This window comes from Stenotrophomonas sp. (genome assembly GCF_036662295.1).
Taxonomy (GTDB): domain Bacteria; phylum Pseudomonadota; class Gammaproteobacteria; order Xanthomonadales; family Xanthomonadaceae; genus Stenotrophomonas.
This window is the reverse complement of record NZ_JAVWXA010000057.1, coordinates 1-24,110: the sequence shown is the minus strand read 5'-3', so window position 1 is coordinate 24,110 and position 24,110 is coordinate 1. Positions and strand designations below refer to the sequence as shown.

Sequence of the window (24,110 nt, the reverse complement as noted above, 5' to 3'; positions counted from 1 at the left end):
AAAGCCGGTAGTGCCGGCCGCTGGCCGGCTTCCCACAGCCACCGTTGCGCTCAACGACCACCGACCAACGGCCAGTGCGGCGGCTGTTGATCTTCTGGCGGCCACCGGCCAACTATCGGGGGTGGGGCCGGCACTCGCAAGGCTTCATACGCCGCGACGACATAACCCCGCAGATGGGCGAAGGGGCGTCTTTTTTCGCTCGCTTGCGGGGTTCCTTCCTTGCCGCGCATGGCGCGTTGCGAGTGCCGGTTTGGTCGCGCGGAGTGGGTCGGTAGCCGTCAGGAGACCAACGGCCGCGGCACTGGCGGCTGGTCGGTGTTCGTTGGGAACAATGGGGGCTGTGGGATGCCGGCCAGCGGCCGGCACTACCGCTTCGGTCTTTCGTTGCGCACTGGCCAACGGTGGAGGGCGGCCCGCCTCACGGCAGCGCGCGTGCCAGTACGGCCGCGAAATCCAGGTCGTCCGGCAGCGTGCCGAAGGCCATCGCATGCTCGCCGCCCAACCGCGAACGGATGAAAGCGCGCGCATTCGGGCTGTCCGCGCGCAGCAGGGCCGCCGCCTGCAGCAACAGCGCCACCTGCTCGGTCACCCGACGCGCCTGCGCCTCCGACGGCGTCGACGCCAGCACCGCGTGCAGCGCCTGCACCGCCGCGTCGTAGATCCCATCGCGCCCCGCCACCGCCGCCAGCTCGGCCTCCAGCACCGGCAGCACCTGCGCTTCGCGTGACAGCGCCCGCAACACATCCAGGCACTGGATGTTGCCGCTGCCTTCCCAGATCGAGTTCAGCGGTGCCTGTCGATATAGGCGCGGCAGCATCGATTCTTCCACGTACCCCGCACCGCCCAGGCACTCCTGCGCCTCGTTCACGAACACCGCCGCGCGCTTGCAGACCCAGTACTTGCCGACGGCCGTGGCAATCCGCGCAAACGCCGCCTCGTCCGCATCGCGGCCGGCCAGATCCACCGCGCGCGCCACCCGCATCGCCAGCGTGGTCGCCGCCTCCGACTCGATCGCCAGGTCCGCCAGCACGTTGGCCATCAGCGGGTGATCGCACAGCCGCCTGCCGAAACTGTGCCGGTGACGCGTGTGGTGCACCGCCTGCGCCAGCGCCATGCGCATCTCCGCCGCCGCGCCCAGCATGCAGTCCAGGCGCGTCATCATCACCATTCCGATGATCGTCGATACCCCCCGACCCTCCTCGCCCACCCGGCTCGCCCACGCCCCGCACAATTCCACTTCGCTGGATGCGTTGGACCAGTCGCCCAGCTTGTCCTTCAGCCGCATCAACCGGAACGCGTTGCGATTGCCATCGTCCAGCCGGCGCGGCATCAGGAAGCAGCTCAAGCCGCCCGGCGCCTGCGCCAGCACCAGGAAGCCATCGGACATCGGCGCGGAGAAGAACCACTTGTGCCCCACAAGCCGGTAGCTGCCATCGGCCTGCGGTTCTGCGCGCGTGGTGTTGGCACGCACGTCCGAGCCGCCCTGTTTTTCGGTCATCCCCATGCCCAGGGTGATGCCATGCTTGTCGGCGATCGGCACATCGCGCGGGTCGTAATGCGGCGCGGCCGCTTTTTCGCTCCATTCGGCAAACGCCGGGTGCTGGCGCAGCACCGCCACCGCCGCATGCGTCATCGTCAGCGGGCAACTGGTGCCGGCCTCGGCCTGGTGGTGCAGGTAGCTCAGCGCCGCGCGCGCCACGTGCGCACCCGGGCTGCCGTCATACCAGGACAGCCCGGCCACGCCATGGGTCTTGGCCGCCTCCATCAGCCGATGGTAGGCCGGATGGAACTCCACCGTGTCGATGCGGTGCCCCTGCGCATCGTGCGTGCGCAGACGCGGGCGATCACGGTTGGCCTCGAAGCCCAGCGCGTACAACCCCTCGCCCGCCAGTGCCCCGTACAGCGCCAGCCGTGCGCTGAATGCGTCCCCGCCCTCGCGCTGCACCGCCGCCACCAGCGCGACATCGTCGGCCCACAGGTTGCGGCCGGTGAACGGCGGTGGCTGGTTGAAGACCTCGTGCGTTTCCAGTGCAACAGGGGGGACGGTCATCGCGGCGGCTTCCTGGCCCGGGGTTGCCCCGATTCTGCCGCATCGACGCCGGCCCCGCCGTTCAGGTGGATTCTCACCTCCTGCACGAGCGCGGCGGCACAGTGCAGGGCATGATGCCAACCCCTGCCCGACAAGACCTGGTGGTCCTGCGCCCGGAAGGCCTGTACTGCCCCGCCGGCGACTTCCACATCGACCCATGGAAGCCGGTGCCGCGCGCGGTGATCACCCATGGCCACGGCGACCACGCCCGCGGCGGCATGGGCCAGTACTACTGCAGCACGGCCAGCGTGCCGATCCTGCGCTGGCGGCTGGGCGATGTCGCACTGGAGGCCCACGACTACGGCCGGCCGTTCCGCCTGGGCGGGGTGGAGGTATCGCTGCACTCGGCCGGGCACGTGCTGGGGTCGGCGCAGGTGCGCATCGATGACGGCGAGCAGGTCTGGGTCGCCTCGGGCGATTACAAGCGCCAGCCCGACCCCACCTGTGCCCCGTTCGAGGTGGTGCCGTGCGATGTGTTCATCACCGAGGCCACCTTCGCGCTGCCGATCTACCGCTGGCAGGACACCACCGAGGTCGCCGCCGAGATCGTGGCCTGGCGTCGCGAATGCGCCGCGCGCGGCGAGGCGGCCATCCTGCTCTGCTATGCACTGGGCAAGGCGCAGCGGGTGCTGGCCGAACTGCTGCCGCTGGATGACCAGCCGGCATGGCTGCATGGGGCGATCGCCAATGGCGTGGCGGTCTATCGACAGGCCGGCATCGCCATGCTCGACACCCACACCGTGGCCGAACAGGGCCGCCAACCCGATGCCGCCGGCACGCTGATCCTGGCGCCACCATCGGCGGCAGGCACGCCGTGGCTGCGCCGCTTCGGCAAGCACCAGCTGGGCTTCGCCTCGGGTTGGATGCAGCTGCGCGGCAACCGGCGCCGGCGCAACTACGACCGCGGCTTCGTGGTCTCCGACCATGCCGACTGGCCCGCACTGCTGCAGACCATCGAACAGACCGGGGCGCGCCGCGTCATCGCCACCCACGGCAACACCGATGCGCTGATCCCGTTCCTGCGCGAACGCGGGGTGGCCGCCGAGGCGTTCCGCACCGATTTCGGGATCGAGGAATGAAGACGTTCGCCGCGCTTTACCAGCAGCTGGACCGCAGCACCGCCACGCTGGACAAGCGGGCGGCGCTGGTCGCCTATTTCCGCCACGCACGGCCGCACGATGCCGCGTGGGCGCTGTACCTGCTCAGCGGCGGCAAGGTCGGTGGCGCGCGCCGCAAGATCGCCGCCAGTGGCGAGCTGCGCGCGTGGATCAGCGAGGAATCCGGGCTGCCGGCCTGGCTGGTCAACGACAGCTACGACCAGGTGGGCGATCTGGCCGAAACCCTGACCCTGCTGCTGGATGACCCGCCCGCGCGCGGCGCCGACCGGCCGCTGGCCGAGTGGATCGAAGCCCACCTGCTGGCGGTGGCCAACCAGGACGAAGCGGTGCGCCGCGCGGCGGTGGTGGCCGGCTGGCGGCAACTACCCGCCAGCGAGCGGCTGGTGTTCAACAAGCTGCTGACCGGCGCCCTGCGCGTGGGCGTGTCACAGCGCGTGGTGCAGCAGGCCCTGGCCGAGCTGTCAGGCATGGACATCGCGCGTATCGCCCAGCGCATGCTGGGCGAGTGGGTGCCCTCGCCGGGGCTGATGGCCAGCCTGTTGTCACCGGAGGAGCGCCCGGAGGATCGGCAGCAGCCGTACCCGTTCTTCCTCGCCTCGCCGCTGGAGGTGGCGGCCGACAGCCTCGGGCCCATCGAGGACTGGACGCTGGAGTGGAAGTGGGATGGCATCCGGCTGCAGCTGCTGCGGCGCAAGGGCGAGGTGGCGCTGTGGTCGCGCGGCGAAGAACGCCTGGATGGCCGCTTCCCGGAAATCGAGACGGCGGCGATGGCACTGCCTGACGGATGCGTGATCGACGGCGAGCTGCTGGCCTGGCGCGGCGGCGAGGACCAGCCCCTGCCGTTCACGGCGCTGCAGACCCGCATCCAGCGCCGCAAGCCCGGCGCGCGCACCCTGCGCGACACGCCGGTGCGGGTGCTCGCCTACGACCTGCTGGAGGCCGATGGCGAGGACCTGCGCAGCCAGCCCCTGCACCAGCGCCGCGCGCGGCTGGCGGACCTGCTGGCCACGCTGGACGACCCGCGCATCACGCTGTCACCGCCGGTGCACGCCCCGGACTGGGCCGCCGCGGCCGTGCTGCGCACGCAGGCGCGCGAACGCGGCGTGGAGGGGCTGATGCTCAAGCGCCACGACTCGCCCTACCAGGCCGGTCGGCGACGCGGTGACTGGTGGAAGTGGAAGATCGATCCGCTCACCATCGATGCGGTGATGATCTACGCCCAGGCCGGCCACGGCCGGCGCAGCACGCTGTACACCGACTACACCTTCGGCGTGTGGGACGGCGAGGCCCTGGTGCCGGTGGCCAAGGCGTATTCGGGCCTGGACGACAAGGAGATCCTGGCACTGGACCGCTGGATCCGCGCCAACACCGTGGAGCGCTTCGGCCCGGTGCGCAGCGTGCGCGGCGAGCAGGTGTTCGAGTTGGGTTTTGAAGCGGTCAACCGCAGCAGCCGGCATAAATCCGGGATCGCGGTGCGCTTTCCGCGCATCCTGCGCTGGCGCCAGGACAAACCGGCGCGTGAAGCGGACACGCTCGCACAGCTGCAGGCGCTGGCGCGGTGACGCGACGGGAGGCGATGGCGCGGCTGGTGGCCTGGTTCGACAGCCGTGGCTGGGCGCCCCTGCCGTTCCAGAAGACGATGTGGCGGCACTACCTGGGCGGCGCGTCCGGCCTGCTGCACACGCCCACCGGCAGCGGCAAGACCCTGGCGATGTTCGGCGGCCCGTTGCTGCAGGCGCTGGCCGATCCGCTGCCGCCTGTTGCCGGGCGCGCACGCAAACGCGTACCGGCACTGCAGGTTTTGTGGATCACCCCGTTGCGGGCGCTGGCCAACGACACCGCGCGCGCGTTGCGCGAGCCACTGGCCGGCCTCGGCCTGGATTGGCAGGTGGGCCTGCGCACCGGCGATGCCAGCACGCGCGACAAGCGCCTGGCGCGCGAGGGCCGGGTCGACGTGCTGGTGACCACGCCTGAGTCCCTGGCCCTGCTGCTGAGCTATCCCGATGGCCTGGCGACGATGCGCCAGCTGCGCTGCGTGGTGGTGGACGAGTGGCACGAGCTGCTGGGCAACAAGCGTGGCGTGCTGCTGCAGTTGAACCTGCGCCGCCTGCGCGATGCGCTGCCCGCGTTGCAGCTGTGGGGCCTGTCGGCGACGTTGGGCAACCTGGACCAGGCGCGCGAAGTGCTGCTGCCCGATCGGCCCGACGCGCCGCTGGTGGCCGGTGCGCGACCGCGCCCGGTCAGCGTGGAGACGTTGCTGCCGGCGCAGGGCGAGCGCTTCCCCTGGGCCGGCCACCTGGGCCTGTCGCAGTTGCAGCGGGTGCTGGAAAAGCTGCTGACGGTGGGCACCAGCCTGCTGTTCACCAACACCCGCGCGCACGCCGAACTGTGGCACCAGGCGTTGTCGGCGGTATGGCCGGAAGATCCGGCCACGCTGGCCCTGCACCACGGCTCGCTGGACCCGGCGCTGCGCCGGGAGACCGAACAGGGCCTGCGCGAAGGCCGGCTGCGCTGCGTGGTGGCCACCTCCAGCCTGGACCTGGGCGTGGATTTCCCGGCGGTGGACCAGGTGCTGCAGATCGGCAGCCCCAAGGGCATCGCCCGGCTGGTGCAGCGCGCCGGCCGCGCGCGCCACCAACCGGGCCAGTCCGGCCACATCGTGTGCGTGCCTTCGCATGCGCTGGAACTGGTGGAATACGCGGCCGCGCGCCGCGCGCTGGCCAGCGGGGTGATCGAGGCGCGACCGCCCCCCACCCTGTCGCTGGACGTGCTGGCCCAGCATTGCGTGAGCTGCGCGCTGGGCGGTGGCTTCCATCCCGATGCGCTGTTGGCGCAGGTGCGGCGCACGCACGCCTTTGCCGGCCTGGACACGGCGCACTGGCAGGGCGTGCTCGATTTCATCGTGCAGGGCGGCCGCGCGTTGGCGCAGTACCCGGACTTCCACAAGGTCGTGCGCGATGCCGACGGCGTGTACCGCGTGCACGACCGGCGCGTGGCGCTGCGTCATCGGCTCTCCATCGGCACCATCACCAGCGATGGCAGCGCGGTGGTGCAGTTCCTGCGCGGCGGGCGGCTGGGCGCGGTGGAGGAACAGTTCGTGGGTCGCCTGCGTCCCGGCGACCGTTTCCAGTTTGCCGGGCGCCTGCTGGAACTGGTGCGGCTGGAAAACCTCACCGCCTACGTGCGCCTGGCCAAGGGCGGCGATGGCCTGGTGCCGCGCTGGCAAGGCGGCCGCCTGCCGCTGTCGGACGCACTGGCGCAGGAAATGGAAGCGGTGTTCGACGCGCCCTCGCCCTCGCCGGAGATGCGCTGGCTGGCGCCCCTGCTCGCGCTGCAGTCGCGCCTGTCCGCCTTGCCCTCACCCTCGCGGCTGCTGGTGGAAGTGGTGCGTCGTCGCGAGGGCCAGTTCGTGTTCGTGTATCCCTTCGCCGGGCGCCAGGTGAATGAAGGCGTGGCCGCGCTGATGGCGATGCGCCTGACCCGCCTGCAGGCCAACACCATCGGCTATGCGGCCAACGACTACGGCTTCGTGCTGGCGCCGGCGCGCGCGGTGGCGCTGGACGGGCCGGGCGTGCAGGCGTTGCTGCAACCGGACAATCTGTTCGAGGACCTGCGCGACAGCCTCAACCTGGCCGAACTGGCGCGGCGCCAGTTCCGCGACATCGCACGCGTGTCCGGCCTGCTGATTCCCGCATTGCCGGGCCGCACGCCACGCAGCCTGCGCCAGCTGCAGGCCTCCAGCGGCCTGCTGTACGACGTGCTGCGCCAGCACGACCCCGACCACCTGCTGCTGGCGCTGGCCGAGCGCGAAGTGCTGCACGCGCAGCTGGACCTGCCCAGCCTGGCCGCCACGCTGCAGCGATGCCAGGCACGCACGCTGTGCCTGCAGGCACCGGCCAGCCTGGGGCCATTGTCCTTCCCGTTGTGGGCCGAGCGCCTGCGCGGCCAACTCAGCAACGAAGACTGGAAAACCCGGGTGCAGCGCGCGGCCCAGCAACTGGAGGCCCGCCATGGCGCCTGAGCTGACGATGCACATCGCCGGCGAGCCGGTGCAGCTGCTCGGCGCCCGCGCGTTGTACTGGCCGGCGCAGCGCGCGTTGTTGATCGCCGACCTGCACCTGGGCAAGGCCGACGTGTTCCGTCGTGCCGGGATCGGGCTGCCCAGTGGCGGCACCGGCGATGACCTGCAACGCCTGTCGGCCCTGCTCGGCCAGCAGCCGGTGGACACGCTCTACATCCTTGGTGATGTCCTGCACGGCGCCGCCCATCGCGCGGCGTGGTATCGCCAGTGGCAGGGCTGGCGCGAGCAGCATGCGAACGTGCGCATCGGCGCATTGGCCGGCAACCATGACCGCGCGTTGCCCAAGGCGGACCTGGGCATCGAACTGCTCGGCGAGCGGCTGGCGCTGGGGCCGTTCCTGCTGCGGCATGACCCGCAGCCACACCCCACGCTGCACGTGTTGTGCGGCCACATCCATCCGCTTGCCCACCTGCCGGGCATGCAACGGCGTTGGCCGGCGTTCTGGCTGCGCCAGGGCCTGAGCGTGTTGCCGGCGTGGTCGCGTTTCACCGCAGGCATCGCCCCGGTGCTGGGCCGCGGCGAGCAGTTGGTGGCCTGCGTGGAAGACCACGCCATCGCCCTGCCGCCGCGCGCCGGTTGATTCACATCGCCGGGGCCAGCACGTCGGGCATCAGCTGGATGTCGGGGCGCTGCGGCCGGGGCCGCACCGGTTGGGACCGGATGTCGGCCATCATCGCGCGGGCCGCGGCACGGATGCGCGGGTGCTCCTCGATGGCGGCGTGGGTGATGAGGCTGGTGACGTGGAATTCGAATACATCGTCCATCACATCGGGCTGGTCCTCGTGCAGCATCTGCAGGAGTCCGCGCAATTTGCAGATTTCAGCATCCAGGGCTTCGGCCGGGAACAGCATGTCGATCTCCTTCGGGGTGCGATCGGTCCATCACGAACCAGGGGCGCAGACACAACGCACCGCCCTGCGGCGGCAAGGTGTGGCTCCGGGCATCCAGAAGGGTGGCGTCGGCCAACCAGGCGCGGTGTGCGCGGCAGTGGCCACAGGAGCACACGCGGCGGCGTCTGCCCCACCCTTGTCGCAGATCGGCGGTGAGTCCACCGTCAATGCACGTTAATTGCGTCTTCACCTGCGCGCCAAAGAACTCCCGCGGAGGATCATGCGCGCGTGTTCGCCTCGCCGTGCGCGGCCATCGCATCGATGAACCCCGGCGACAAGCCGAGCTTGCCCAGCCAGCCGCGCTGGGTGCCGCTGAGCACGCGCAGCATGTGGCCACGCCCACCGGGCAGGTCGCCCAAGGGCTTGAGCAGCAGGTCGCGGGCGCGAGCGGCGGTATCACGATCGGACTGGAACAACGGGGTGAGCCAGCGGCTCCAGAAGTGATAGATGGCCACGTGGGCGCGCCGTTGCGCCGCATACGCCTGCAAGGCGGCATCGCGCTGCGGATGCGCGCGCAATGCATCGCGCAGGGCCAGCGCGTCCATCAGCGCCATGTTCACGCCCTGCCCCAGCTGCGGGCTCATCGCGTGCGCGGCGTCACCGGCCAGCACCAGCCGTTCGCGGCTCCAGCGCGCCATCACCGCATCGCGATAGCCCGCGCGCGCAAGCTGGGTGCCGACGGTGATGCTGTCCAGGCGCGCGTGCGCCTGCGGCCACAACGTGGCGATCTCATCGCGCCAACGCGCCAGCCCGTCCGATTCCCAGCGGGCGAACTGGTCGCGCGGCAGGCTCCAGAAGAAACTCAGTCGCGGCACCGCATCGCCGGGGCGCGTGCCCACCGGCAGCAGGCCGATCATCTTGCGCGCGGCCACGTAGCGCTGGCGCAGCTGGTCCGGATACGCCCAGTCCTCGCACGGCAGCAGGCACCACAACGCGCCCCAGGGATACTCGCGATCCAGGCGCGTGCCCTGCACATGCGTGCGCAGCGTGGACGCGGACCCGTCGGCGGCGATCACCAGGTCGTATGGGCCATGCCAACGGCCCTGGGCGTCACGCAGGCGGCCCTGTTCGGCATCGACATCGACGATGCAGGTATCGGCGTGCAGCTGTTGCGGCTGCGGCCATGCCTGGGCAAGCAACGAGAACAGCGCACCGCGCTGCATGCCGATGCCGTGCAGGCGCGGATCGAGACTGGCATAGCCCATTTCCATGACGGTACGCCCGCACGGCGTGTCGCCATACAGGCGACGCACCGGCGCACCATGCGCAAGCACCTGCGGCAGCAGGTCCATCTGCCAGAGCACGTCCAGGCCACTGGGCTGGAGCAGGAAGCCAGCGCCCACCGGGCCGGGCGCGGCAGCGCGCTCGAAGACGTGCACGGTGTGATTGTCGCGTGAAAGCAACACGGCCAGTGCCTGGCCTGCAGTGCCGTAGCCGACGATGGCGATGGTGCGCGGTGATGACATGAAAGTTCCTATTCGTGAAAGCGATCACAGTTGTCGCGGCGCATGAAGCGCTGCGAGTGCCGGCGTTATCGCGCGGGGTGGGGGTGTGCGGGTTCGCGGGACACGCTGCAAGTACGTCCCTGTAAGCTCGACGTGCGCCATCCATGGCGCACGACGGTCCCGCGAACCCGCACACCCCCACCCCCGACAGTTGGCCGGTGGCCGCCAGGAGATCAACAACGCGACCAACGCGCTCGCATGCCTTTGCAGGGCGTCGCCGCGCCGGACCGGCGAAAAACCAAAAAAAACCCCGCCGAAGCGGGGTTTTCAATGCGCAGCGCGAAGGATTACTCCGCCGCCGGCACGATGTTCGAGGCTTGGGCGCCCTTCGGGCCCTGGGTCACGTCATACGTGACACGCTGGCCTTCCTGCAGACTGCGGAAGCCCTTTGAGTTGATCGCGGAGAAGTGCGCGAAGACGTCGGCGCTGCCGTCCTCCGGCGAAATAAAGCCAAATCCCTTGGCGTCGTTGAACCACTTGACGGTACCGTTCGGCATGGTGATGCGAGACCTTCTTCAATGAATGGGTGGTGTACGCTCAACCAGCGCACTGGCGGAGTATGCAAAGCTTGCTCCGCAATGACAATCACCCCCGCGCCAATTCGCCGACCAGTTCCGGCAATCCGGCCGATGCCGCGTCCACGTTGGCCAGTACCTCGGCCATCGTGATCTCATCGCCATCGCCACAGCCGGCGGCCCAGTTGGCCACGATCGCCAGGCACGCGTAATCCAGCCCCAGCTCACGCGCCAGGCTGGCTTCGGGCATGCCGGTCATGCCGACCAGGTCGCAGCCATCGCGGCGCATCCGCGCGATTTCCGCATTGGTTTCCAGCCGGGGGCCCTGCGTGGCGCCGTAGCAGCCGCCATCGTGCAGGCGCACGCCGGTGACCTTTGCCGCGGCCAGCACCTTGCTGCGCAGCAGCGGCGTGTAGGGATGGCCGAAGTCCACGTGCAGCACCTCGCTGCCGGGCTCTTCACTCAGCGTGGAGATGCGGCCCCAGGTGTAGTCGATCAGCTGGTCCGGGCAGGCCAGCACGCGCGGGCCGAAGTGCTCGGTGATGCCACCGACCGTGTTGAGCGCCAGCACGCGCGTGGCACCGATCTGCTGCAGTGCCGCAAGATTGGCGCGGTAATTGATCTTGTGCGGCGGCAGCGAATGGCCTTCGCCATGGCGCGCCAGGAAGGCCACGCGCTGGCCGAGCAGCGTGCCGACCCGGATCGGGCCGGACGGGGTGCCGTAGCGCGTGTCCACCTGGTGGCTGCTCACATCGTCCAGCTGGGCCAGCTTGTACACGCCGGTGCCGCCGATGACGGCCAGTGCAATGTGTTCCATCATTCCTTCATCGCGTAGATGGCCGGCACGCAGCGCAGGGTTTCGTTGACGTCCATGCCGAAGCCGAACACGTAGCGGTCCGGCAGTTCGATGCCGGCGTAGTCGGCCTTCACGTCCGGCAGCGCGCGGTCGTGCTGCTTGACCGTCAGCGCGGCGATGCGCACGTCGGTGGCGCCCTGCTCCAGGCACCAGGTGCGCACGCCCTGCAGCGTGTAGCCCTCATCGAGGATGTCATCGACCAGCAGCACGCGGCGGCCGAACAGCGCGGTGGCCGGCTTGTGCTTCCAGACCAGGTCGCCGCCGGTGGTTTCACCGCGGTAGCGGGTGGCGTGCAGGTAATCGAACTGCACGTCCTGGCCGCGGGCGCCCAGCTCCAGCGCGAGCTGGCCGGCGAACGGCAGCGCGCCGTGCATGATCGACAGGAACAGCGGCACCTCGCCCTTGTAGTCGCTGGCGATGGCGTCGGCGATGGTGCCGATGGCCTTGTCGATGGTGGGACGGTCGACCAGCAGGTCGGCCTGGGCCAGGGCCTGGGAAATGGTGAGGTTGGGCATCAGACGGTTCTTCCAAGGGTGTCAAGCAAACGGGATTGGGTGTCGCCATGCCGGGCGTCGGCCAGCAGGCCGTCCCAGCCAAGCGCGCCGCGGCCGATCAGGCCCAGCAGCGCAGCGGTATCGAGGGTGCGCGGCTCCACCGCGCGCAGCGATTCGTCGACCAGCTCCGGGTGGCAGACCAGCACCACGTCGCAGCCGGCGTCCAGGTGCGCATCCACGCGCGCCTTCACGCCACCGGCGGAGAACGAGGCGGCCATGCCGATGTCATCGGAGAACACCACGCCCTTGAAGCCCATCTCCCCGCGCAGGATCTGCTGGATCCAGCGCGGCGAGTAGCCGGCCGGCTCGGGCGCCACCTGCGGGTAGACCACGTGGGCCATCATCACCGCATCGGCACCGGCGCGGATGCCGGCCTCGAACGGGACCAGGTCCAGCGCACGCAGTTCGGCCAGCGGGCGCGGGTCGGCGGCATCGTTGAAATGGGTGTCTTCACGGACCGTGCCGTGGCCGGGGAAATGCTTGAGCGTGGCGGCCATGCCGACGCTGTGCATGCCGCGCACATAGGCGGCGGTGAAGGCGGCCACCACCTGCGGATCGGCGCTGAAGGCGCGATCGCCGATGGCCAGGTTGCCACGGCCCAGGTCCACCACCGGGGCAAAGCTGAGGTCCACGCCGCTGGCGCGCACTTCGCTGGCCATCAGCCAGGCGTGCTGTTCGGCCAGGGCCAGGGCGGCGTCGCGGTCCTGCCGGTAGAGCGCATCGAAGCCCTGCAGCGGCGGCAACGCGCTGTAGCCTTCGCGGAAACGCTGCACGCGGCCGCCTTCCTGGTCCACGCAGATCAGCTGCGGGCGCGGCGCGGCGGCGCGGATCGCGGCCGACAGCTCGGCCACCTGCTGGCGCGAGGCGAAGTTGCGCTTGAACAGGATCACGCCGGCCACGGCGTCGTGCTGCAGCCAATCGCGTTCCTGGGCGGTGAGTTCGGTCCCGGCAACGCCGATCACGAGCATGGTCGATCTCCAATACGGGGCGCGGTGATGGCGCACCGCCGCATTGTCGCAGAACCCGCGCGCGGTAGGCCACGCCCGCCGGGCGTGGCCGTGGTGGTCAGGGGCAGCCGTCCACGCCGCAGTGCTCGCCACCGGCGGCGGCCGGCCCGGCCGATTCGGCGGCGATCTCGCGCAGGGCCTGGGCGAACGCCTCCGGCGGCTGGGCACCCTGGATGGCGTAGCGGTCGTTGATCACGAAGGTGGGCACCGACTGGATCCCCATGGCCTGGGCCTGGGCAAGCCGGGCCTGGATCTCCGCCAGCCCCTCATCGCCGGCCAGCAGCGCGGTCACCTGTTCGGCGGTGATGCCGCCAGCGGCCGCGGCGTCGATCAGCGTCTGCGCCTGGGCCAGGTCGCGGCCGTGCACGAAATGAGCCCGGAACAGCGCCTCGCCCACCGCCGCCTGCACCCCTTCACGCCCGGCCAGCCACATCAGCCGGTGCGCCGGCAGCGTGGTGACGCGCACCTGGCCCTGCTCGAAATCCATCGGCAGGCCTTCGGCGCGTGCGGTGGCCTGGGTCTGGGCCAGGATCTGCGCGGTGCGCTCGGCGCTGCCGAACTTGGCCGCGTAGGCCTCGCGCAGCGGTATGGGCGTGGTGCCTGCCTCGGGGTCGAGCAGGAACGGGTGCCAGTTCACCTCCAGCGCCGGGGCCGCATCGCCCAGCAGGGCCAGGCCCTGCTCGAAGCGATGCTTGCCGATCCAGCACCAGGGGCAGACCACGTCGGACCAGATATCGATTTTCATGAGCCATGCCTATGGGCGGCGGGCCGCCAAAACAAGCGACGCGCCCCCCCCCACGGTGGGCAGCTACGGACCGCGTTCAGCGGCCGACCAGCGTGCATACGGGTGCGCGGCCAGGGCCAGGTTGTAATAGCGGACCTGGTCGGTCACTTCGGCGCCGGCCCAGTCCGGCAGCACGATCGGCTGGTCGGCGTGCTCCAGCTCCACCTCGGCCACCACCAGTCCGGCGTTGTCGCCGAGGAACTCGTCCACTTCCCAGAGCAGCCCGCCATGCCGGACCAGGTGCCGGCGCTTGTCGATCAGGCCCCCCACGCACAGCGCCAGCAGCGCGCGCGCCTCCTCCACCGGGATGGGGTAGTCGAACTCCTGCCGGGTATGGCCGATCTGCCGCGACTTGAGGTTGAGGAAGGCCTGCCCGCCCTGGATGCGCACGCGCACCGAGGCCTTCTGCGCGCCGCTGTCCAGCGCGGCGGTGTCGTTGATGTAGCCCTGCGCCATCGGGATCACCGCATGCGCGGCGGCTCGCCAGCCATCGCCGGTGACGAGGTATTTGCGTTCGATTTCAATGCCCATGCGCGCAGTATGGCCGGCGCGCGCGGTGCTGCCTATCGAGGATGGGTCGGTGCGCCTACACTGCCCGCCCCCGCACCCGAGCTGTTGCCATGATGATTGCCTGCGCGCGCCGACTGCGCCGCGTTGCCCTGCCCGCGCTCACGCTGCTGTCGGCGCCGTTGGCCATGGCTGCCGCGCCCCCGGGCCCGAGCCTGGCCCAGGCCCAGCAGGCGATGGACCGCCTGTTCGATGCGGCCATTGCCGAGCGCCCGGCCAGCGACAGTAGCCGCCTGGTGGCCGAGGCGTTCCGGCCGCGGTTGCAGGCCCTGTCCGGTTGCCTGCCCGCCGCCGACGCGGTGGCCGGCAGCGTGGACTGCATCGCCACCGCCCAGGCCGGCGCCGAAGCGGTGCACCGCCTGCTGCGGTTCCGCCCGGAACAGGCGCAGTGGGCACTAGGGATGGATTCACGCCAGCTGGCCGTGCCGGTGCCGCCGCAGGCGCGCGTCCAGGTGCTGTTGCAGCAGTTGATCGCCGCCCGCGCGGCGCGCGCGCCCGACCGGCAGGGCCGCACCGCGATGCTGGCGGCGGCGCGCGAGGCCGCCGTGTTCAGCGTCACCGGATGTGCGGTGGGCGACGAGGCGCCGGTGATCGAATGCCAGGTGGACGCCACGGTCGGTGGCGAACGCGGCCAGGAGACCATGGCGTTCACGGGGGGGGCGGGCGCGGGGCCCACCGCGGCGCCTCACCGACGGGCGCGCCCGGCACCCGGGGCCGCCCGTCGCGGGCGGCCGCCGGGGTCAGCGCTTCTCGAAGACCGCGATGCTTTCCACGTGCGCGGTATGCGGGAACATGTCCATCGCCCCGGCGCTGACCAGGGTGAAGCCCTGCTCGTTGACCAGGTAACCGGCATCGCGGGCCAGCGAACCGGGGTGGCAGCTCACATAGACGATGCGCTTGAACTGCTTGAGCGGCAGCTGCTGCAGTACTTCGATCGCGCCCGAGCGCGGCGGGTCCAGCAGCAGCTTGTCGAAGCCCTGGCGCATCCACGGGGCATTGCGCTGGTCCTGGGTGAGGTCGGCCGCGAAGAACTGGGCATTGGCCAGCCCGTTGCGCTCGGCGTTCTCCCGGGCCCGGGCCACCAGGCCGGCATCGCCTTCCACGCCCACCACGTCACGCACGGTGCGCGCCAGCGGCAGGGTGAAATTGCCCAGCCCGCAGAACAGGTCCAGCACGCGCTCGTCCGCACCGGCATCGAGCAGCTCCAGGGCCAGCGCGATCATCTTCACGTTGAGCGAGGCATTGACCTGGATGAAGTCCAGCGGGCGGAAGGCCAGCTCCACGTCCCACGGGGCCAGCTTGAACGACAGCGGCACCTCGGCCGGCCACAGCGGCTGCACCGACTCCACCCCGCCCGGCTGCAGCGAGATGGCAAAGCCATGCTCCTGCCCGAAGGCGGTCCAGGCGGCGCGGTCGGCCTCGCTCAGCGGCTGCATGTGGCGGATGGTCAGCATGACCGCCTCGTCACCGGCGATGAACTCGATCTGGGGGATGTCGCGCTTGCCGTCCAGGGTCTCGATGAAGGTGGCCATGGCACCGACCTTGGTCCCGATCTCCGGGATCACGGTCAGGCACTGGGCCAGGTCGGCCACGAAGCGCGGGTCCTGCTCGCGGAAGCCGACCAGGGTCTTGTCCTTCTTTTCGACCCGGCGCACCGAGAACCGGCCCTTGCGGCGGTAGCCCCAGCTGTCGCCGACCAGCGGCGGCAGCACCGTGCCGGGGCTGACGTGGCCGATGCGGGTCAGGTTGTCCATCAGCACCCGCTGCTTGGCCACGATCTGCTGCGACTCCTCCAGGTGCTGCAGCACGCAGCCGGCGCAGACGCCGAAGTGCGGGCACCTGGGGGTGACCCGCTGCGGCGAGGGCTGCAGCACCTCCAGGGTGCGCGCCTCGTCGAAATGGCGGTTGCGGGCGGTCGGTTCGGCGGTCACCACTTCGCCCGGCAGCGCGCCGGTGATGAAGGTGACCTTGCCACCCTCGCCGTCACGGCGGGCCACGCCACGGCCATCGTGGCTGAGGTCGAGGATGTCGGTCTGGAAGGGGGTACGGTCGAGGCGGGAGCGGGATCGGGCCACGTGGCAACAGGCTGCGGGCAAAAAGGGTGCGTATTGTCGCAGATACGCGCCCCGCCCTGCCGCCACCGCCACTGGAACCGCTTGCAGCGGGCGTTTGCATGTTTAATATGGCGTATCGCTGACATGGAGGCAGCCCCAAATGCAGATGACCCCCCGGGACCCTGTGCCCCGATTCCTGCTGGTCGAGGACGACACCATCAGTCGCGGCTTTTTCAAGGCCGCGCTGGAAACCCTGCCGGCCGAAGTGGATACCGCCGACTCGCTGGCCTCGGCCATGGACCGCGCCCGCAGCGGCCAGCACGACCTGTGGCTGATCGATGTGAACCTGCCCGACGGCAATGGCACCCAGCTGCTGCAGCAACTGCGCCGTTCGCGGCCGGACACCCCGGCGCTGGCGCATACCGCCGACGGCGATACCAGCATCCACGCGCGCCTGCGCGATGCCGGCTTCAGCGAGACCCTGGTCAAGCCGCTCAGCGGTGAACAACTGCTCAAGGCGGTCCGGCGGGCGCTGGTCAACAGCCCCGGCAGCGCGTCCTCGGCGCTGGGCGGCAGTGCCGAGGGCGAGCGCGAGGACTGGGACGAAATCACCGCCCTGGCCGCGCTGAATGGCCAGCGCCACCATCTCATTGCCCTGCGCGAACTGTTCCTGGCCGAGCTGCCGGGGGTGCGCGATGCGGTCGCCCAGGCGCTGCTGCAGGACGACGTGCGTGCCCTGCACGGGCAACTGCACCGGCTGCAGGCCAGTTGCGGCTTCGTCGGCGCCGCGCGCCTGGCCCGTGCCGTGCGCCAGCTGCACCAGGCCCCGCAGTCCAGCGGCGCCCATACCCAGTTCCGCGCGGCGGTGGATGCCCTGCTGCATTGAGGGGTGAGCGGCGCCGACCACCGGTCGGCGCGACCGGACCGGGCTAGCGGCGTCGGGCCAGGTCTTCCAGCATTTCCCAGGATTTCAGCCCGCGCCCGCCCAGGTGGTGCAGCAGCACCGCGCGCATGCCGCGGCGCAGGCTGGCCAGGTCGTCCGGATCGGGTTGGCGGTCGTCGGCCAGCGCCAGCAGCGCACTGCCGGTGGCGGTGCCCCGGCGCGGATCGGCGCCGCGCTCGCTGAGCAGGCGGCAGGGGCCTTCCTGCGGGTCCAGCGCATAGCGGGCGGCCGGGTCGATCGGCTCGCCATCGCTGCCATGGGCCAGGTCGAAACCGAACCCCAGCGCGTCCAGCAGGTCGCGTTCGAAGCGGCGCAGGGTCCACGCCAACGGCTGGCCCTCGCCCAGCCGTTGCCGGACCTGGCCATAGTGGTCGTACAGCTCGGGCAGCGGGTCCTGGCGGGGCGCCAGCCGCATCAGCAGTTCATTGATGTAGAAGCCGGCGAGCATGGCCTCCCCGGTCAGCCGGGGCGCGGCATCCAGCGCCTCGGCGCCGCGCAGCTGGGCCAGTTCACCGCGCTGGACGGCACTGAAGCGGATCCATTGCAGCGGTTGCAGGGCCGCCCGCAGGGCCTGGCTGCGCGGGCTGCTCAACCCGCGGGCGAGCAGCCCCAGGCGGCCATGCTGCTCGGTCAGCACCTCCACCAGCAGGCTGGTCTCCCGCCAGGGGCGGGCATGCAGCACGAACGCCGGCTCGTCGTCGATGCGCATGGCTCAGCCGCCGGTCGCCGCAGGCACCGGCTTACTCGTAACCGAAGGCCTTCAGCGCGGCTTCGTCATCCGACCAGCCCTCACGCACGCGTACCCAGGTCTCCAGGAAGACCTTGGCGCCGAACAGCCGCTCCATCTGCATGCGCGACTTGGCACCGATGTCCTTCAGGCGGGTACCGCCCTTGCCGATCACGATCGCCTTCTGGCCTTCGCGCTCGACCCAGATCACCGCGCCGATGCGCAGCAGGTTGCCGTCTTCGACGAACCGCTCGATCTCCACCGTGGTGGCGTACGGCAGCTCTTCGCCGAGCTGGCGCATCAGCTGCTCGCGCACCAGCTCGCCGGCCAGGAAGCGCTGGCTGCGGTCGGTGATCTCATCCTCGCCGAACATCGGCGGGGCTTCGGGCAGCAGCGCCAGCAGGTCGCGCACCAGCGCTTCCAGGCCGTTGCGCTTCTGCGCGGAAATGGGATGCACGGCGGCAAACGTGCGGCCTTCGGTCACCTGCTGCAGGAACGGCAGCAGCGCGGCCTTTTCCTTCAGGCGGTCGACCTTGTTGACCACCAGCACCACCGGGATGCCGGCGTCGCTGAGCACGTTGAAGGCCAGGGTGTCTTCCTCGTCCCAGCGGCCGGCCTCGATCACCAGCATGCCCGCGTCCACGCCTTCCAGCGAGCCGCGCGCGGCGCGGTTCATGACCCGGTTCATGGCCCGCTTCTGCACCCGGTGCAGCCCGGGGGTATCCACCAGCACCAGCTGCCCTTCCGGGAAGCTGGCAATGCCCAGCAGCCGGTGCCGCGTGGTCTGCGGGCGATTGGACACGATGCTGACCTTGGCGCCCACCAGGGCGTTGGTCAGGGTGGATTTGCCGACGTTGGGACGGCCGATGACCGCCACGCTGCCGCAATGATGGGAGGTTGCTTCGCTCACTTGGAATCCAGTTGCTCGAGGGCGGCCGCAGCCGCCTGTTGTTCGGCCAGCCGTCGCGAGGCACCTTCGCCTTCGGTGCTGACAGCGGGATCGGCTACGCCGCAGCGTACCCGGAAGGTCTTGGCATGGTCATCACCCGACTCTGACAACAGCTCATACAGCGGCAGCGTCCTCTGTCGGGCCTGCAGCCATTCCTGCAGGCGGGTCTTGGGGTCTTTCTCGGGCTTGCCGGTGGCCGGCAGCGCCTCCATCGAGGGGCCGAACCAGGGCAGGACCACCGCCCGGCAGGCCTCGAAGCCGGCATCGAGGTAGATCGCGGCCACCACCGCCTCCAGCGCGTCGGCCAGGATGGAGTCGCGGCGATGGCCGCCGGTCTTCATCTCGCCGGGCCCCAGGGTCAGCCGATCGCCCAGTTCCAGGGTGCGGGCAATCACCGCCAGCGCGCCTTCACGGACCAGTTCGGCGCGGGCGCGGGTCAGCGCGCCCTCGTCGGCCTTGGGCCAGCGCTGGTACAGCGCCTGGGCCACCATCATGTTGACGATGCTGTCGCCCAGGAATTCCAGCCGCTCGTTGTTGGGCGTGCCGGCGCTGCGATGCGTCAGGGCCTGCTGGAGCAGGCCCGGATCGCTGAAGGCGTGACCGATGCGGTCACCACGTTGGAAAGTCTTATTCGACACCGTTGACGGTCAGTTCCTGGTTTGTATCAAACTTGCCCACCACGTCCAGGTTGCCGATCAGTTCGCGGCGGACCTCGTAGCTGACCTGCATGTCCCAGCCACCGTCGATGCGATCGAACTTCACGTCGGACGGCTTGACGCTCTCGGAATAGCTGATGTTCAGCCGCTTGAAGAACATGTCCTGCACACGGGCCGGTTCCATCTTGCCCACGCCCGGCTCCTTGGCCAGGCCCTTGAGCGCCGAGCGCACCGCGTAATACTCCTGGTACATCGGGAACAGCTTCATCCCCACGTACAGGCCAAAACCGACCACGATCAGCACCACCAGGAACGAGGTCAGGGTCATGCCACGCTGCGTGTTCATCGTCTTCATTGCGATCTCCCCAGATACGCCTTTGCCATGGATCAATTGATACCCGTGCCGATCCGGGACGGTTCGAAGCCGTCCTTGCAGAACCAGCCCGAGCAGTTCAGCCAGATCAGGAAGGCCTTGCCCCGGAGGTTCTCTTCCGGCAACAGCCCCCAGAAGCGGCCATCATCGCTGTTGTCGCGATTGTCGCCCATCACCAGGTACTTGCCGGCCGGCACGGTCCACTGGCCTTCGCCGCGGGCGTACTCGGTCTCCAGCACGGTATGGGTGCGGCCCGGCAGGTGCTCCACCAGCAGCTGGCTGCCCTCGCCCTGGCCCAGGTGGCCGGCGTACAGGCCCTTGTTGTCGTACTTCAACGGCTGGCCGTTGAGGATCAGGCCATTGCCCTGGAAGACGATTTCATCGCCCGGCACGCCGATCACGCGCTTGATGAAGTTCTCGCCCTTGGCCGGGTCGTTGTCGGCATGGCCGGGGAAGTGGAACACCACCACGTCGCCGCGCTTGGGCTCGCCCAGCGGCACGATCTTGGCGTTGTTCAACGGCAGGCGCAGGCCGTAGGAGAACTTGTTGACCAGGATGAAATCGCCGATCAGCAGGTTGGGCATCATCGAGCTGGACGGGATCTTGTACGGCTCGGCGATGAAGCTGCGCACCACCAGCACGATGGCCAGCACCGGGAAGAACGCGCGCGCGTAGTCCACCAGCACCGGCTCGGAATCGAGCAGGCCGGCGCGTGCGGCGCGACGCTTGGCGAAGTACAGCCGGTCGGCCAGCAGGACCAGGCCCGAGCCCAGCGTCAGTACGACCAGGAGGATCTCAAACAATTTCATGCAGTGTCCTTGGGAACGGTTGCAGCGGTGCGGATGCCAGCCCGGCGCCCGGCCTTACTTGTCCATCTGCAGCACGGCCAGGAAGGCTTCCTGCGGGATCTCCACGCGGCCGACCTGCTTCATGCGCTTCTTGCCTTCCTTCTGCTTCTCCAACAGCTTCTTCTTGCGCGAAACGTCGCCACCATAGCACTTGGCCAGCACGTTCTTGCGCATGGCCTTGACCGTGGTGCGGGAGATGATCTGCGAGCCGACGGCGGCCTGGATGGCCACGTCGAACTGCTGGCGCGGGATCAGCTCCTTCATCTTCTCGCACAGCTCGCGGCCGCGGCGGTCGGCGTGGCTGCGGTGCACGATCAGCGACAGCGCATCGACCTTGTCGCCGTTGATCAGCACGTCCACGCGCACGAACGGACCGGCATCGAAACGCACGAAGTGGTAGTCCAGCGAGGCATAGCCACGGCTGACCGACTTGAGCTTGTCGAAGAAGTCCAGCACCACCTCGGCCATCGGCAGCTCGTAGCTGATCTGCACCTGGCTGCCGAGGTAGTTGATGCCGAGCTGGCTGCCGCGCTTTTCTTCGCAGAGCTTGATGATGCTGCCGATGTACTCCTCGGGGGTGAGCACGTTGGCGCGGATGATCGGCTCGCGGATTTCGTCCACATGGTTGATCGGCGGCAGCTTGGCCGGATTGTCCATGTTGATCACGGTGCCGTCGGTCTTGAGCACTTCATAGACCACCGTCGGCGCGGTGCTGATCAGGTCCAGGTTGTACTCGCGCTCCAGGCGCTCCTGCACGATTTCCATGTGCAGCATGCCCAGGAAGCCGCAGCGGAAGCCGAAGCCCATCGCCTCGGAGCTTTCCGGCTCGAAGCGCAGCGCGGCATCGTTCAGGCGCAGCTTGTCCAGCGCTTCGCGCAGGTCCGGGTAGTCTTCGGCATCCACCGGGAACAGGCCGGCGAACACGCGCGGCTGCATCTCCTGGAAGCCGGGCAGCGGCTTGGGCGCCGGGTCGGCAGCCAGGGTAAGGGTGTCGCCGACCGGCGCGCCATGCACGTCCTTGATGCTGGCCGTGACCCAGCCCACTTCACCGGCCCGCAGCGCCGGCAGCACTTTCCGCTTCGGCGTGAACACGCCGACGTTGTCGACCTGGTGGGTACGGCCGGTGGACATCACCTGCAGCTTGTCGCCGGCCTTGATCTGGCCCTGCATCACGCGCACCAGCGAGACCACGCCGAGGTAGTTGTCGAACCAGGAGTCGATGATCAGCGCCTGCAGCTTGTCGGTATCGCGCGGCACCGGCGGCGGGATGCGATGCACGATCGCCTCCAGCACGTCCACCACGTTCAGGCCGGTCTTGGCGCTGACCGGCACCGCGTCGGTGGCGTCGATGCCGATCACGGCCTCGATCTCGGCCTTGGCGCGCTCGATGTCGGCGGTGGGCAGGTCGATCTTGTTGATCACCGGCACCACTTCCAGGCCCTGCTCCACCGCGGTGTAGCAGTTGGCCACCGACTGCGCTTCCACGCCCTGGGCGGCATCGACCACCAGCAGCGCGCCTTCGCAGGCGGCCAGCGAGCGGCTGACTTCATAGGAGAAGTCCACGTGCCCGGGGGTGTCGATGAAGTTCAGGTGGTAGGTCTGCCCGTCCTTGGCCACATAGGGCAGCGAGACCGACTGGGCCTTGATGGTGATGCCACGCTCGCGCTCGATCGGGTTGGAGTCGAGCACCTGCGCCTCCATCTCGCGGGCCTGCAGGCCGCCGCAAAGCTGGATGATGCGGTCGGCCAGCGTGGACTTGCCATGGTCGACGTGGGCGATGATGGAGAAGTTGCGGATGTTCCGCATCGAATCAGAAGACATAGGTGGCGGCGGCGCGTCGCGTCGTCAGGATGACTGCGGATTATCGCATGGCCGGCCCGCTCCCGCGTGGCCCGGGCTGCGATTGGGGTGATCACCGGCCCGAAAACGACCGGGCCCGCCGAAGCGGGCCCGGAAACGCAGGCCTGGCGGGGCTTACTGCCCGGCCTTGACCGCCACGAAGGCACTGTTGCCGTTGGCACGAACCAGCAGCATGACCACATCGCCTTTCTTGAAGCCGGCCAGCGCCTTGTCCAGGGCGACCACGCTGCCGACCGGGGTGCGCACGACCTGCAGGATGACCATGCCCGGGGCCAGGCCGGCCTCGCGGGCCGAGGCGTTGTTCACCCGGGTCACCCGCACACCTTCACCGGCACCCAGGCCCAGCTGCTTGCGCTGGGGCGCGGTGAGGTCGGCCACTTCCAGGCCCAGCAAGGCGTTGGAACCGGCCTGGGGGGTGGCGGCGTCAGCCGTCGGCGCCGCCGGGCCGCGCGCGTCGTCCTCGGCCAGCGCGGTCAGGGTGGCGCTGATCTCGCGCTCCTTGCCGTCGCGGACCACGCCCAGGCGCACCTTGCTGCCCGGCGGCATCGCGCCGATCATCGGCGGCAGGTCGCTGAAGCTGTTGATCGGGCTGCCATTGACCGAGCGGATCACGTCGCCCGGCTCGATGCCGGCCTTCAAGGCCGCACTGCCCGCCACCACTTCATTGACCAGCGCGCCCCGGCTGTCGGACAGGCCCAGGCCCTGGGCCTTGAGGCCATCGATCGGCCCAACCGCCGCGCCAAGCTGGGCGCGGGTCACCTTGCCACTCTTCTTGATCTGCTCGACCGCGCCCATTGCCAGGTCGATCGGAATGGCGAAGCTGATGCCCATGTAGCCGCCGGAGGCGGAGAAGATCTGCGAGTTGATGCCGACCACTTCGCCCCGGGTATTGAGCAGCGGCCCGCCGGAATTGCCCTGGTTGATGGCCACGTCGGTCTGGATGAACGGCACGTAGCGCTGATCCGGACCGCCGGTGCTGCGCCCCACCGCACTGACCACGCCGGCGGTGACGGAGTGGTCCAGGCCGAACGGCGAGCCGATCGCCACCACCCACTGGCCGGGCTTGAGCGTGTTGGAATCGCCCACGCGCACGGTCGGCAGGCCCTTGGCGTCGATCTTGAGCAGGGCCACGTCGTACTGCTGGTCGCTGCCGATCACCTTGGCGGTGAACTCGCGGCGGTCGCCCAGCTTGACCTTGACCTCGCTGGCATCGGCGACCACGTGGTAGTTGGTGAGCACGTAGCCGTCGGCGGAGATGATGAAGCCCGAGCCCATGCCGCGGCCCTGGATGCGCGGACCGTCGTCCCGGCCACCGGGGCTCTGCCCCGGCATCTGGAAATCGGGGCCGAAGAAGCGGCGGAAGAACTCGGGCATCTCGTCATCGCCGCCGGGGCCCATGCCGCGGGCCTGGCGGTTGCTGCGCGTGATGGTGGTTTCAACGTTGACCACGCCGGGGCCGACCTGTTCGACCAGGTTGGTGAAGTCGGGCAGGCCGCTGACCAGCTGCGGTGCGGGCGCGCGCGGCGCGGCGGCCGGCGCGGGCGCCGCGGGGGCGGCGGGAGCCGGCGCCTGGGCGCAGGCCATCAAGGGCAGGGTCAGGGCCAGCAGGGTCAGGGCCTGGCTACGCATGCGGGGAGTCATCGGACGTCAGCCTCCGGTTCGGGACGTGGGGGAAAGCAGGGCCGTGGGGGGGGGGGGGGCGGGCCCGGCCGGGGGGTGGGGGTCGGCCCGGGA

The 24,110-nt window shown here is 69.8% G+C and carries 22 protein-coding genes; 5 read left to right on the top strand and 17 right to left on the bottom strand.

The window, feature by feature from the left end:
* Positions 1-418: 418 nt before the first annotated feature.
* A complete protein-coding gene (locus RSA25_RS12320; protein ID WP_332809152.1) occupies positions 419-2,050 on the bottom strand; it encodes an isovaleryl-CoA dehydrogenase in 1,632 nt (543 codons plus the stop codon).
* A gap of 113 nt (positions 2,051-2,163) precedes the next feature.
* Here RSA25_RS12320 and RSA25_RS12315 point away from each other — a divergent pair, with 113 nt between their 5' ends.
* From RSA25_RS12315 to pdeM, 4 genes are read left to right on the top strand one after another with little or no spacing between them, the layout of a single operon-like run.
* The gene (locus RSA25_RS12315) at positions 2,164-3,168 is read left to right on the top strand and encodes a ligase-associated DNA damage response exonuclease (RefSeq protein WP_332809151.1); all 1,005 of its coding nucleotides are present in this window, start codon (positions 2,164-2,166) and stop codon (positions 3,166-3,168) included.
* Positions 3,165-4,769 carry an ATP-dependent DNA ligase gene (locus tag RSA25_RS12310; protein ID WP_332809150.1) on the top strand — a complete coding sequence of 535 codons (1,605 nt, stop codon included), beginning with the start codon at positions 3,165-3,167 and terminating at the stop codon, positions 4,767-4,769. Before RSA25_RS12315 ends, RSA25_RS12310 begins: the two co-directional genes overlap by 4 nt.
* Complete coding sequence (locus RSA25_RS12305; protein ID WP_332809149.1) at positions 4,766-7,228, top strand: ligase-associated DNA damage response DEXH box helicase; 2,463 nt, start codon at positions 4,766-4,768, stop codon at positions 7,226-7,228. The genes RSA25_RS12310 and RSA25_RS12305 overlap by 4 nt, the downstream gene beginning before the upstream one ends.
* On the top strand, positions 7,218-7,868 hold the full coding sequence (gene pdeM / locus RSA25_RS12300; RefSeq protein ID WP_332809148.1) for a ligase-associated DNA damage response endonuclease PdeM: 651 nt from the start codon (positions 7,218-7,220) through the stop codon (positions 7,866-7,868). The genes RSA25_RS12305 and pdeM overlap by 11 nt, the downstream gene beginning before the upstream one ends.
* A gap of 1 nt (position 7,869) precedes the next feature.
* Here pdeM and RSA25_RS12295 read toward each other — a convergent pair whose 3' ends face one another.
* The 9 genes from RSA25_RS12295 to rlmD all read right to left on the bottom strand — a co-directional run bounded on the left by RSA25_RS12295 (position 7,870) and on the right by rlmD (position 16,041).
* Positions 7,870-8,139, bottom strand: coding sequence for a hypothetical protein (locus RSA25_RS12295; RefSeq protein WP_332809147.1), 270 nt, complete (start codon positions 8,137-8,139; stop codon positions 7,870-7,872).
* A gap of 257 nt (positions 8,140-8,396) precedes the next feature.
* A complete protein-coding gene (locus RSA25_RS12290; RefSeq protein WP_332809146.1) occupies positions 8,397-9,644 on the bottom strand; it encodes an NAD(P)/FAD-dependent oxidoreductase in 1,248 nt (415 codons plus the stop codon).
* Positions 9,645-9,970: 326 nt separating this feature from the next.
* A complete protein-coding gene (locus RSA25_RS12285) occupies positions 9,971-10,180 on the bottom strand; it encodes a cold-shock protein (protein WP_259206060.1) in 210 nt (69 codons plus the stop codon).
* An 88-nt stretch (positions 10,181-10,268) separates the two neighbouring features.
* Positions 10,269-11,015, bottom strand: coding sequence for an S-methyl-5'-thioinosine phosphorylase (locus RSA25_RS12280; RefSeq protein WP_332809145.1), 747 nt, complete (start codon positions 11,013-11,015; stop codon positions 10,269-10,271).
* Positions 11,015-11,569 carry a hypoxanthine-guanine phosphoribosyltransferase gene (locus RSA25_RS12275; protein ID WP_332809144.1) on the bottom strand — a complete coding sequence of 185 codons (555 nt, stop codon included), beginning with the start codon at positions 11,567-11,569 and terminating at the stop codon, positions 11,015-11,017. The genes RSA25_RS12280 and RSA25_RS12275 overlap by 1 nt, the downstream gene beginning before the upstream one ends.
* Complete coding sequence (nagZ, locus tag RSA25_RS12270; RefSeq protein WP_332809143.1) at positions 11,569-12,576, bottom strand: beta-N-acetylhexosaminidase; 1,008 nt, start codon at positions 12,574-12,576, stop codon at positions 11,569-11,571. Before nagZ ends, RSA25_RS12275 begins: the two co-directional genes overlap by 1 nt.
* 97 nt (positions 12,577-12,673) lie before the next feature.
* Positions 12,674-13,360, bottom strand: a complete 687-nt coding sequence (locus RSA25_RS12265) for a DsbA family oxidoreductase (RefSeq protein ID WP_332809142.1) — start codon at positions 13,358-13,360, stop codon at positions 12,674-12,676.
* Positions 13,361-13,423: 63 nt separating this feature from the next.
* On the bottom strand, positions 13,424-13,930 hold the full coding sequence (locus RSA25_RS12260; RefSeq protein WP_332809141.1) for a CYTH domain-containing protein: 507 nt from the start codon (positions 13,928-13,930) through the stop codon (positions 13,424-13,426).
* Between the two features lie 776 nt (positions 13,931-14,706).
* Positions 14,707-16,041, bottom strand: coding sequence for a 23S rRNA (uracil(1939)-C(5))-methyltransferase RlmD (gene rlmD, locus RSA25_RS12255; RefSeq protein WP_332809140.1), 1,335 nt, complete (start codon positions 16,039-16,041; stop codon positions 14,707-14,709).
* A 139-nt stretch (positions 16,042-16,180) separates the two neighbouring features.
* Here rlmD and RSA25_RS12250 point away from each other — a divergent pair, with 139 nt between their 5' ends.
* A complete protein-coding gene (locus tag RSA25_RS12250) occupies positions 16,181-16,906 on the top strand; it encodes a response regulator (protein ID WP_332809139.1) in 726 nt (241 codons plus the stop codon).
* 43 nt (positions 16,907-16,949) lie between these two features.
* On the opposite strand, the gene recO is transcribed toward RSA25_RS12250, so the two are convergent.
* The 7 genes from recO to RSA25_RS12215 form a co-directional block, all read right to left on the bottom strand.
* Positions 16,950-17,672: a DNA repair protein RecO gene (gene recO / locus RSA25_RS12245; RefSeq protein ID WP_332809138.1), complete on the bottom strand. Its 723-nt coding sequence runs from the start codon at positions 17,670-17,672 to the stop codon at positions 16,950-16,952.
* A 31-nt stretch (positions 17,673-17,703) separates the two neighbouring features.
* A complete protein-coding gene (gene era / locus RSA25_RS12240) occupies positions 17,704-18,600 on the bottom strand; it encodes a GTPase Era (protein WP_332809137.1) in 897 nt (298 codons plus the stop codon).
* Complete coding sequence (gene rnc / locus RSA25_RS12235) at positions 18,597-19,277, bottom strand: ribonuclease III (RefSeq protein ID WP_332809136.1); 681 nt, start codon at positions 19,275-19,277, stop codon at positions 18,597-18,599. The genes era and rnc overlap by 4 nt, the downstream gene beginning before the upstream one ends.
* Complete coding sequence (locus tag RSA25_RS12230; RefSeq protein ID WP_332809135.1) at positions 19,267-19,650, bottom strand: DUF4845 domain-containing protein; 384 nt, start codon at positions 19,648-19,650, stop codon at positions 19,267-19,269. Before RSA25_RS12230 ends, rnc begins: the two co-directional genes overlap by 11 nt.
* A gap of 32 nt (positions 19,651-19,682) precedes the next feature.
* Positions 19,683-20,477 (bottom strand): signal peptidase I, encoded by a 795-nt coding sequence (gene lepB / locus RSA25_RS12225; protein ID WP_332809134.1) that lies wholly within the window; start codon positions 20,475-20,477, stop codon positions 19,683-19,685.
* 54 nt (positions 20,478-20,531) lie between these two features.
* Entirely contained in the window at positions 20,532-22,322 is a 1,791-nt protein-coding gene (gene lepA / locus RSA25_RS12220) for a translation elongation factor 4 (protein WP_332809153.1), read from the bottom strand.
* A gap of 168 nt (positions 22,323-22,490) precedes the next feature.
* Positions 22,491-24,017, bottom strand: a complete 1,527-nt coding sequence (locus RSA25_RS12215) for a DegQ family serine endoprotease (RefSeq protein ID WP_332809133.1) — start codon at positions 24,015-24,017, stop codon at positions 22,491-22,493.
* Positions 24,018-24,110 lie beyond the last annotated feature (93 nt).

What these genes read in the sequence shown, in the direction of transcription:
- RSA25_RS12320 (WP_332809152.1), bottom strand. Translation starts at nt 2,050, where the DNA reads ATGACCGTCCCCCCTGTTGCACTGGAAACGCACGAGGTCTTCAACCAG.
- RSA25_RS12315 (WP_332809151.1), top strand. Translation starts at nt 2,164, where the DNA reads ATGCCAACCCCTGCCCGACAAGACCTGGTGGTCCTGCGCCCGGAAGGC.
- RSA25_RS12310 (WP_332809150.1), top strand. Translation starts at nt 3,165, where the DNA reads ATGAAGACGTTCGCCGCGCTTTACCAGCAGCTGGACCGCAGCACCGCC.
- pdeM (WP_332809148.1), top strand. Translation starts at nt 7,218, where the DNA reads ATGGCGCCTGAGCTGACGATGCACATCGCCGGCGAGCCGGTGCAGCTG.
- RSA25_RS12295 (WP_332809147.1), bottom strand. Translation starts at nt 8,139, where the DNA reads ATGCTGTTCCCGGCCGAAGCCCTGGATGCTGAAATCTGCAAATTGCGC.
- RSA25_RS12290 (WP_332809146.1), bottom strand. Translation starts at nt 9,644, where the DNA reads ATGTCATCACCGCGCACCATCGCCATCGTCGGCTACGGCACTGCAGGC.
- RSA25_RS12285 (WP_259206060.1), bottom strand. Translation starts at nt 10,180, where the DNA reads ATGCCGAACGGTACCGTCAAGTGGTTCAACGACGCCAAGGGATTTGGC.
- RSA25_RS12280 (WP_332809145.1), bottom strand. Translation starts at nt 11,015, where the DNA reads ATGGAACACATTGCACTGGCCGTCATCGGCGGCACCGGCGTGTACAAG.
- RSA25_RS12275 (WP_332809144.1), bottom strand. Translation starts at nt 11,569, where the DNA reads ATGCCCAACCTCACCATTTCCCAGGCCCTGGCCCAGGCCGACCTGCTG.
- nagZ (WP_332809143.1), bottom strand. Translation starts at nt 12,576, where the DNA reads ATGCTCGTGATCGGCGTTGCCGGGACCGAACTCACCGCCCAGGAACGC.
- RSA25_RS12265 (WP_332809142.1), bottom strand. Translation starts at nt 13,360, where the DNA reads ATGAAAATCGATATCTGGTCCGACGTGGTCTGCCCCTGGTGCTGGATC.
- RSA25_RS12260 (WP_332809141.1), bottom strand. Translation starts at nt 13,930, where the DNA reads ATGGGCATTGAAATCGAACGCAAATACCTCGTCACCGGCGATGGCTGG.
- RSA25_RS12250 (WP_332809139.1), top strand. Translation starts at nt 16,181, where the DNA reads ATGCAGATGACCCCCCGGGACCCTGTGCCCCGATTCCTGCTGGTCGAG.
- recO (WP_332809138.1), bottom strand. Translation starts at nt 17,672, where the DNA reads ATGCGCATCGACGACGAGCCGGCGTTCGTGCTGCATGCCCGCCCCTGG.
- RSA25_RS12230 (WP_332809135.1), bottom strand. Translation starts at nt 19,650, where the DNA reads ATGAAGACGATGAACACGCAGCGTGGCATGACCCTGACCTCGTTCCTG.
- lepB (WP_332809134.1), bottom strand. Translation starts at nt 20,477, where the DNA reads ATGAAATTGTTTGAGATCCTCCTGGTCGTACTGACGCTGGGCTCGGGC.
- lepA (WP_332809153.1), bottom strand. Translation starts at nt 22,322, where the DNA reads ATGCGGAACATCCGCAACTTCTCCATCATCGCCCACGTCGACCATGGC.
- RSA25_RS12215 (WP_332809133.1), bottom strand. Translation starts at nt 24,017, where the DNA reads ATGACTCCCCGCATGCGTAGCCAGGCCCTGACCCTGCTGGCCCTGACC.